This window comes from Rhizobium sp. P2_G9 (genome assembly GCF_056403475.1).
Map to the genome: position 1 here is coordinate 19,534 of NZ_JBFUFK010000086.1, position 9,169 is coordinate 28,702.

General features: G+C 60.4%; 7 protein-coding genes and 1 pseudogene. 7 read left to right on the top strand and 1 reads right to left on the bottom strand.

What is annotated here, in order from left to right; all coding sequences use genetic code 11:
- The 7 genes from AC1DYF_RS38795 (at window position 1) to AC1DYF_RS38825 (ending at window position 8,823) form a co-directional block, all read left to right on the top strand.
- Window positions 1–1,089 carry an efflux RND transporter periplasmic adaptor subunit gene (locus tag AC1DYF_RS38795; protein WP_477884056.1) on the top strand — a complete coding sequence of 363 codons (1,089 nt, stop codon included), beginning with the start codon at window positions 1–3 and terminating at the stop codon, window positions 1,087–1,089.
- Window positions 1,086–4,160 (top strand): efflux RND transporter permease subunit, encoded by a 3,075-nt coding sequence (locus tag AC1DYF_RS38800; protein WP_477884058.1) that lies wholly within the window; start codon window positions 1,086–1,088, stop codon window positions 4,158–4,160. Before AC1DYF_RS38795 ends, AC1DYF_RS38800 begins: the two co-directional genes overlap by 4 nt.
- Window positions 4,157–5,404, top strand: a complete 1,248-nt coding sequence (locus tag AC1DYF_RS38805; RefSeq protein WP_477884060.1) for an alpha/beta hydrolase — start codon at window positions 4,157–4,159, stop codon at window positions 5,402–5,404. Before AC1DYF_RS38800 ends, AC1DYF_RS38805 begins: the two co-directional genes overlap by 4 nt.
- A gap of 122 nt (window positions 5,405–5,526) precedes the next feature.
- Window positions 5,527–6,705: a patatin-like phospholipase family protein gene (locus AC1DYF_RS38810; protein ID WP_477884062.1), complete on the top strand. Its 1,179-nt coding sequence runs from the start codon at window positions 5,527–5,529 to the stop codon at window positions 6,703–6,705.
- A 23-nt stretch (window positions 6,706–6,728) separates the two neighbouring features.
- Entirely contained in the window at window positions 6,729–7,487 is a 759-nt protein-coding gene (locus tag AC1DYF_RS38815) for an acetoacetate decarboxylase (protein WP_477884064.1), read from the top strand.
- 24 nt (window positions 7,488–7,511) lie between these two features.
- The gene (locus tag AC1DYF_RS38820) at window positions 7,512–8,294 is read left to right on the top strand and encodes a 3-hydroxybutyrate dehydrogenase (RefSeq protein WP_477884066.1); all 783 of its coding nucleotides are present in this window, start codon (window positions 7,512–7,514) and stop codon (window positions 8,292–8,294) included.
- 82 nt (window positions 8,295–8,376) lie between these two features.
- Window positions 8,377–8,823, top strand: a complete 447-nt coding sequence (locus AC1DYF_RS38825) for a hypothetical protein (protein WP_477884068.1) — start codon at window positions 8,377–8,379, stop codon at window positions 8,821–8,823.
- Window positions 8,824–8,987: 164 nt separating this feature from the next.
- Here the strand turns inward: AC1DYF_RS38825 and AC1DYF_RS38830 are convergent.
- Window positions 8,988–9,169: pseudogene (locus AC1DYF_RS38830) on the bottom strand (sugar ABC transporter ATP-binding protein); the annotation flags it as partial.

Consider the following 9,169-nt stretch of genomic DNA (forward strand, 5'->3'; position numbering starts at 1 on the left):
ATGGCCCACCAATCACTTATCGTCTCGGTTCATTTGCTGGCTGCGCTGGCTCTCCTGTCCGGCTGCAATCGAGAATCCGCAGATGAGGCAAATCTGCCGAGGCCGGTCAAATCGATTACCGTCAAGGCGCAACAGTCGATTGGCCCGCGCTTCACCGGCACCGTGCAGGCAAAGGTTCAGACATCCCTTGCCTTCAGGCTCGTCGGCCGGGTGACGTTCCGCCCGGTGCAGGTCAGCGATCTCGTCAAGAAGGGTGAGATAATCGCCGAGCTTGACCCGGTGTCCCTGCAGCTTGCCGTGCAAAAGGCGCGGGCGAGCCTGCGCGACGCGGAGGCCCGGCGGACAAATGCGGTGACGACGGAGAAGCGAAGCCGTGGCCTTGCGGACCGGAATCTCGGCAGCGAGGCCGATCTGGAACTCGCCGAGCAGGGGCTCAAATCGGCCCAGGCCAGTGTCGTCAGGGCGAGAGCCGATTTTATCAAGGCAAGGGAACAGCTCAGTTATGCCGAGATAAGAGCCGAGTTCGACGGCGTCGTCACCGCCACCGACGTCGAGGTCGGGCAGACGGTTACGACCGGCCAGCCCGTTGTTACACTGGCACGCTTGGGGCGACGCGACGTCGCCATGGATGTTTCGGAAGCACAGCTTGGTTCGTTGCGGTTGGGCACGCGGTTCGACGTTGCGCTGCAGCTGGACAACAGCATCCACACGCTTGGCACGCTCAGGGAAATCGGCCCGGAGGCCGACTCCAATACCCGTATGCATCGATTGAAGATCGCCGTGGACGAAGCGCCGGAAACCTTCCGGCTGGGCTCCGTCGTGACCGCGACCGCCATCGATACGCAGCCACGCCCGACGATGAGGCTGCCGATCTCTGCGATCTTCAGGAGCGGGCAAAGCGACTGCGTCTGGGTGGTCGATCCCAAGACCCGCACACTCAGCCAGAGAGCGGTCCAGCTCGACAGTGCCGATGACCGGTTCGTGCAGGTCGTCAGCGGCCTGCATGAGGGCGAGGCGGTTGCCGTCGCCGGTATCGACGAATTGAAAGCCGGACAGACGGTGAAACTCGAGGAAGAGCCACGCTCATGAGAAATTTTAATCTTTCCGACTGGGCACTCGAGCACCGCTCGCTTGTCTGGTACTTCATGATTGCATTCGCCGTTGCCGGCGTGTTCGCTTACATCAGTCTGGGACGCGAGGAAGACCCCTCCTTCACCATCAAGACGATGGTCATCCAAGCGCGATGGCCCGGCGCCTCCGCCGAAGAGGTCACGAAGCAGGTCACCGACCGTATTGAAAAGAAGCTGCAAGAGCTCGACAATCTCGAGCACACGAGAAGCCTGACCACAGCCGGTCAGACGATCGTCTTCGTTGATCTGCGTGAGGATACAAAGGCAACCGACGTCAAGCCGACATGGACACGTGTCCGCAACATGATTGCCGACATTCAGCGCGAGTTTCCCTCCGGTGTCGCAGGACCGTTCTTCGACGATCAGTTCGGCGACGTCTATGGCAATATCTTCGCATTCACCAGCGACAGCCTGAGCCCGAGACAGCTGCGCGACCTCGTCGAGGACGCCCGTATCCGGATTCTCGGCATCCCGGATGTTGGCAAGATCGAGATTGTCGGTGCACAGGACGAGGCGATCTATCTCGAATTCTCGACCCGCCGGATCGCCGCACTCGGCATCGATCGCTCAGCAATCATCGCCACACTGCAGCAGCAGAATGCCGTCGCACAATCCGGCTTCATAGAAGCTGGACCGGAGCGCATTGCACTTCGGGTGGGGGGCCGGTTCACATCGGAAGACAGTCTTCGGGCGATCAATCTCAGGGTCAACAACCGGTTTTTCCCGCTGACGGACGTCGCGACGATCACGCGGGGTTATATCGATCCGCCGACTTCGCTGTTCCGCTACAACAGCAAGCCGGCAATCGGCCTTGCGATCGGCATGAAGACGGGCGGCAATCTGCTCGACTTCGGGTCAGCACTCGAACACGTTATGTCCGGTATCACCGCGGACCTACCCGTCGGCGTTTCCGTGGCCCATGTTTCCGATCAGCCATTGGTTGTCGAGGAAGCAGTCTCCGGCTTTACCAAAGCGCTCTTCGAAGCCGTCGTGATCGTGCTGGGCATCAGCTTTCTCAGCCTCGGCTTGCGCGCAGGCCTGGTGGTCGCCATCGCGATCCCGCTCGTCCTGGCGATCACCTTCATGTTCATGCTCTATTTTGGCATCTCGCTGCAACGTATCTCGCTTGGCGCCTTGATCATCGCTCTCGGTCTGCTGGTCGACGATGCCATGATCGCCGTAGAGATGATGGTTGCGCGCCTGGAAGCCGGCAACAACCTCAGAAGCGCGGCCACATACGTCTACACCTCGACGGCCTTTCCGATGCTGACAGGCACGCTGGTGACCGTTGCCGGCTTCATTCCCGTTGCTTTCAACAAGAGCAGCGCTGGTGAGTTCACGTTCACCCTATTCGTCGTCATTGCCGTGTCGCTGGTCGTCTCGTGGGTCGTCGCCGTGCTGTTCACTCCTCTCCTCGGAGTGACGATCCTGCCGAAAACCATGAAGAAGCATGGAGAGCACAAGGGCTGGGTGTCCAAGGCGTTTATGGGCATGCTGCAGCTGTGCATGCGCTGGCGCTGGCTGACGATCATCGCCACCGTCGCACTGTTTGCCGCCTCCGTGGCCGGTCTGTCGCTGGTCCCGCAGCAGTTCTTCCCCAACTCAGATCGGCCAGAACTCGTCATTGACTGGAGCTTGCCGCAGAACAGTTCGATCCACGAAACGAACCGCATGATGGCCAAGTTCGAAAAAGACATGCTGACGAGAAATCCCGCGATCGATCACTGGTCGACCTATGTGGGACGCGGCGCACCACGCTTCATCCTGGCCTTCGATGTACAGCCCGCCGACGTCTCCTCTGGTCAGACTGTCATCGTCACCAAGGGGCTCGATGTTCGCGACAAACTCAAGCACCAGCTGGAAGACTATCTTCGCAAGACGTTCCCCGGTGCGGACGCCTATATCAAGCTCCTGGAAATCGGCCCCCCGGTCGGCAAACCGGTCCAGTATCGCGTGGCGGGTCCGGACGTGCAGACTGTGCGCAAACTTGCCCAAGAGCTCGCGTCCATCGTCGGAACCCATCCGTCACTCACCAATCTGGCGTTCAACTGGAATGAGCCGGCCCGGGTCGTGAAGATCGACGTGCTCCAGGATGAGGCCCGTCAGCTTGGCGTATCCTCCGAGGATATTGCGACAGCCCTGAACGGCGTCGTCGAGGGCGCCACCGCGACGCAGGTCCGAGATGACATCTATCTTGTCAACGTGATCGGGCGCGCCGCCGCAAAGGAACGCGGTTCGATCGACACGCTGCGGGACCTGCAACTGCCAAGCAGCAGCGGCCAGTCCATTCCGCTCTCCTCCGTCGCCACCTTCCGGTATGAGCTCGAACAACCTGCGATCTGGCGCCGGGACAGGATGCCGACGATCACCATCAAGGCCGGCATTAAGGATACGACCCAACCGGCCACGGTCGTGGCCTCGCTGGCCGGCAAAGTGGCGGCGTTCGAAAAAACCCTTCCGGCCGGTTATTCGGTTGAGCTCGGCGGGGCCGTCGAAGAAAGCGCCAAGGCGCAGGGGCCGATCGCAAAGGTGGCGCCAGCCATGCTCTTCATCATGGCAACGCTGCTGATGATCCAGCTGCAGAGCTTCAACCGGCTGTTCCTTGTGTTCTCGGTCGCTCCGCTCGCCGTCATCGGCGTGGTGGCGGCACTGCTTCTCAGCAGCGCGCCGCTGGGCTTCGTCGCACTCCTGGGCGTATTGGCTCTTGTCGGGATCCTGATCCGCAATTCCGTGATCCTGGTCGTCCAGATCGAGGAACTGCGAGCGGCGGGAATATCTGCCTGGCAAGCGGTCCTGGAGGCGACCGAACACCGCATGCGGCCAATCATGCTGACGGCAGCTGCGGCGACGCTCGCCCTTATCCCGATCTCGCATGAGATCTTCTGGGGACCCATGGCCTACGCCATGATGGGCGGCATCGTGGTCGGAACGGCGCTGACGCTGCTTTTCCTGCCGGCGCTTTACGTCGCCTGGTTCCGGATCCCTCGCGAAGTGCCTGTTCAGCAAGTTGAAGAATGCACCGACCAATGACCCAATCCGCACATGTCCCCACGATCGCGCATGTGCGGCCAGCAGGAGCCGCACCGCCCTGGCGGCTCCTGTTTCTCTTGTCGCTGCTTTGCCTTTTGCCGGGATGCGTAACCCGCACGCCGGACGCCCTCCAACCCGTCGCCGCCTCCATTGACACGGCAAAGGTCAACATGCTGGTCGTGACCACGCGCAAGCCATCCGCAAATTCCGGCGAGCTTTATACAGGCGACCGCGGAACGGCGATCTCCTTCAACAGCATCACTGTTTCGATACCACCGGAAAAGAACCGCAGGATTGGCGAAGTGCAATGGCCTCGCCACAGCCCGCCGCAGGCGGAAAAGGAGTTCTCGGTGCTTTCAGTGGGCAGGGTGGAAACGAGACAACAGCTGCTCACCTGGATGAAACGGAACCGGGACCAAAAGCGGCAGGTGCTCATCTTCGTGCATGGTTTCAACAATACCTATTCGGACGCAGTCTTCCGCTATGCCCAGATTGTCCACGATGCGAAGATCGATGCGACACCCATACTCTTCACCTGGCCGTCCAGGGGACGGGTGTTCGACTATCTCTACGACAAAGAGAGCGCCAATTTCTCCAGGCGGGCGTTGGAGGATCTGATCATCGAAGCATCCAACAGCCCCGATGTCAGCGAGGTAACGATCTTTGCGCATTCGATGGGAACCTACCTGGTTTCGGAAGCATTGCGGGGCGTTGCCATGCGAAACAAGACCATCTCACCGAAGGTTCGCAACGTCATCCTGGCGTCGCCCGATATCGACATGGATGTGTTCCGGCGTGAGTTCATCGAAATGGGTCCACGCCGACCGCATTTCACTATCTTCACGTCGACAAAGGACAAAGCGCTGGGCGTGTCGCGCTGGCTCTCCGGCGGCGTCGACCGGGTCGGCGGGACCGATCTCACGGCCTACCAGCCGGTTCTCGACCAACTCGGCGTCTCCGTGATCGATACCAGCGCCGTTGATCCGCACGACCCGCTGGGCCATAGCGCGTTCTCCGACAGCCCGGAGATGATCCGGCTGCTCGGCCAGCGTCTCGCCGACCAGACACTTGACGGGGGAAGAGCGCGGATCACCGACAGAATGAGCGTCGCGGCTGCCCACTTTGCCAGTTCAGCGGCGGACGCCGCCGCAGATGCCACTTTGTCGCTCGTCGACCGCGAGTCGTCGAAACGGAAGGCTGTCACAAAGGTGCCTGATCTTTCGGACGGGACCATCCTGTATTAGCCGCCAGCCGCTGTTTCAGCGCAATGCAGCCATGCAAATCGCGGCCTCTATAAACAGTCTTTTTAATTGACTAACTGGATAGTCATTAATATCAAAGAACACCGAACAGGAAGATAAACTTCATGGCTATCAAGCATCCCGTCGCAAGCAAGACCCACCGTCTCACCGGGCGTCCTCCGTTCGAGCGCGTTGCACTGTTACTACAGGGCGGAGGGGCGCTCGGTTCGTATCAGGCGGGTGTCTACCAGGCGATGGCAGAAGCCAACTTGCATCCGGACTGGGTCGCCGGCATTTCCATCGGTGCCATCAACAGTGCCTTGATTGCCGGCAATCCGCCGCAAAGCCGGGTGGAGGCGCTTCGCAGCTTCTGGGAGACGATAACGGCCCCGGCCCTCGGTATTCCCAGTCTGTTTTCCGCCACGCTGGGCGCAATGGGACTCAAGGGTGATTTCGCGCATGGCCTGCTCAATCAGGCACATGCGTTTGCCGCACTCACGGACGGTGCATCGGGCTTCTTCACACCGCGGACGGTGCCACCGTTCTTTGCCGCCGCCGGCAGCATCGAGGCCGAAAGCTTCTACGACGTCACACCGCTAAAGGCGACGCTGGAGCGGCTGGTGGACTTCGATCGCATCAACGCCGGAACGATGCGTTTCAGCGTCGGGGCCGTCAACGTGCGCACCGGCAATTTCGAGTATTTCGACACGACGACCCATGACATCCGTCCCGAACATATCATGGCGAGCGGCGCGCTGCCGCCGGGTTTCCCGGCTGCAAGGATCGATGGCGAATATTATTGGGACGGCGGCCTGATCTCCAACACGCCCCTGCAATGGGTGCTCGACAGCTCCCCTCGCCAGGACACGCTGGCCTTTCAAGTCGACCTCTGGAGCGCGCGCGGCGAGTTTCCGCGTGACCTGGCCGGTCTCGACCTGCGGCAGAAGGATATCCGTTTTTCGAGCCGCACGCGCGCCGCAACCGATCAGTTCAAGCAGGAGCAACGTCTGCGTCGTGCCCTCGGCCATCTGGTGGAACTCGTCCCGAAAGAGGCCCTGCTGCAGGCCGGTCCCGAGATCAAGCTTCTCGTCGAACAGGCCGACGAGAAGGTCTACAACATCGTCCAGCTGATATATCGGGCCAAGAACTACGAAGGCAGCTCGAAGGATTACGAGTTCTCCCGCCGGACAATGGAGGAACACTGGGCCTCCGGCTACAACGATGCCATCCGGACGCTGCGCCATCCTGAAGTGCTGCAGCGAAGCGACACGCCCGATGGCGTGGCCGTCTTCGACTTCGAATGAGATTTCAACAAAAGAGCTCGACCATGAAAATCGCCGCAGTGCGCGAAAGCGCCTTTGCAATGCCGCTCAACAATCCCGCCTATCCCAGGCCACCCTACAATTTCTATGACCGCGAATTCGTCGTCATCAATTATCGGACCGATCCCGAGGCCTTGCGCGCCGTCGTGCCCGAGCCGTTGGAGGTGATCGGCGACACCGTCGCCTATGAATTCATTCGCATGCCCGATTCCACGGGTTTCGGAGACTATACGGAAACCGGGCAGGTCATTCCGGTGCGCTTCACCACACCATCCGGCGAGGTGCAGGAAGGCAGCTATGTGCATGCCATGTATCTCGACGACAACTCGCCGATCGCCGGCGGGCGCGAGATCTGGGGCTTTCCCAAGAAGCTGGCAACGCCGAAGCTGTCGCACGAGCAGGAGACACTGGTCGGAACGCTGCACTACGGCTCGGTTCTCTGCGTGATGGCGACCATGGGCTACAAGCATCGCGAACTCCCCCTGGAGCCGCTGGCAAAGGCGATGGCGAGGCCTGCCTTCATGCTGAAGATCATCCCGCATGTCGACGGCTCGCCTCGGATTTGCGAACTGGTGCGCTACCATCTCGAGAATGTGACGCTCAAGGGCGCATGGGCCGGTCCTGCCGCCCTGCAATTGTTCGAGCATGTGATGTGCGATGTCGCGCGGCTGCCCGTACGGGAGGTCACATCGGCCAGCCACTACGTCGCCGACCTGACCCTCGGCCTCGGCGAGGTCGTATTCGATTATCCCAAGCACGACTGAACCCGGAATTGAAAGGAATTATCCATGTCCCGTTTTGATGAGAGAGTGGCCATCGTCACCGGAGCGGCGAGCGGCATCGGCAAGGAGATCGCCGTTCGCTTTGCCGCGGAAGGCAGCATTGTGGTCATCGCCGACCTCAATCTCGATGCCGCGACCGCCACCGCCGAAGAGATCAAACGTACGGGCTGCAACGCCTTCGCCGTGGCGATGAATGTCGCCGACGAGGCGGCGGTGGAAAGGGGCGTCTCCGAGGTGATAGCCAGATACGGCAGAATCGACGTCCTCGTCAGCAATGCCGGCATTCAGATCGTCAAGCCGCTGGTGGACTTCCCCTTCGACGACTGGAAGAAGCTGCTGTCAATCCATCTCGACGGCGCCTTTCTGACCACGCGCGCCTGCCTGAAGCACATGTATGCCGCCAATTACGGCCGGGTGATCTATATGGGCTCGGTGCATTCCAAGGAAGCGTCGAAGCTGAAGGCGCCCTACGTCACCGCCAAGCACGGACTGATTGGGCTCGCAAAGGTGCTGGCCAAGGAAGGGGCAGAGTACAATGTCACCGCCAATGTGGTCTGCCCCGGCTTCGTGCGCACGCCGCTGGTCGACAAACAGATTCCCGAGCAGGCGAAGGCACTGGGCATCAGCGAGGAGCAGGTGGTCAAGACGGTAATGCTCAAGGATACCGTCGATGGCGAATTCACCAGCACCGACGACGTGGCCGAGGCTGTTCTCTATTTCGCGGCAGCCAAGTCCAATGCCGTAACCGGCCAGTCGCTGGTCGTCAGCCATGGCTGGTTCATGCAATAGGGGCAAAAGGACATGCGGACGACATCATTTGCGCCACCGATCATCGCTTGCGGCGCATCAGTTCATCTGGCAGGAGGTTTTCTTGAACGCACACATCTCGGCTCTCATGGGGTTCGCCGGCGTGGCCATAGGCAGCCTGACCTCGTTTGCGGCCACATGGCTGACCCACCAATCCAAATTGAGAGAAAAGCATCGTGAGCTTGACGTTGCCAAGCGTGAGAAGCTTTTTTCCGATTTCATTGCCGAAGCGACCCGCCTTTTTGGCGATGCCCTGAGCAATCAGAAGGACGACGTATCCGATCTCGTCCTCCTGTACGCACTGGTCGCTCAGATGCGCCTGATTTCGTCCCCTTCGGTTGTGGCAGCGGCGGAACGGACTATGGAGCATATCATCGAAGCCTACCTTGCGCCCAATCGATCCCTCCACGAGATCGCTGATCTCGCCCGTTCCGGCGCGATGAACTTTCTTTTCGAATTCAGTCAGACATGCCGGGTGGAGCTAGCGCGAGGGCACGCGGCTTCTCAGTGATCTGATCAGGCAAAGGCTTGTCACATCACCAGGGGTACCTCAGCGTGGGGTCGTGAGAAGACTGCCGATTTGCAACTCGCGCCGAGAACTTCAGGCAGCGCTTCTATCGTGATCGATAGGTGTTGCTCGTATGTTCGGACCAGTCATCCTGCGCCTCCGCACATTCAAGCCCTTCGGCCACTCGCATTGAACAAATACCGGCGCTCGGAATTCAAATTCACGGCCAGCAGTTCTCCGGGCTGGGTAGTCAAGCGCTGCTTGGAGACGATCGTGATCTCATGTCCCGCCAGGCGGGCGGTGACGTGTGTTTCCGATCCCGTCGGTTCGACGACAAGAACCTCGGCGG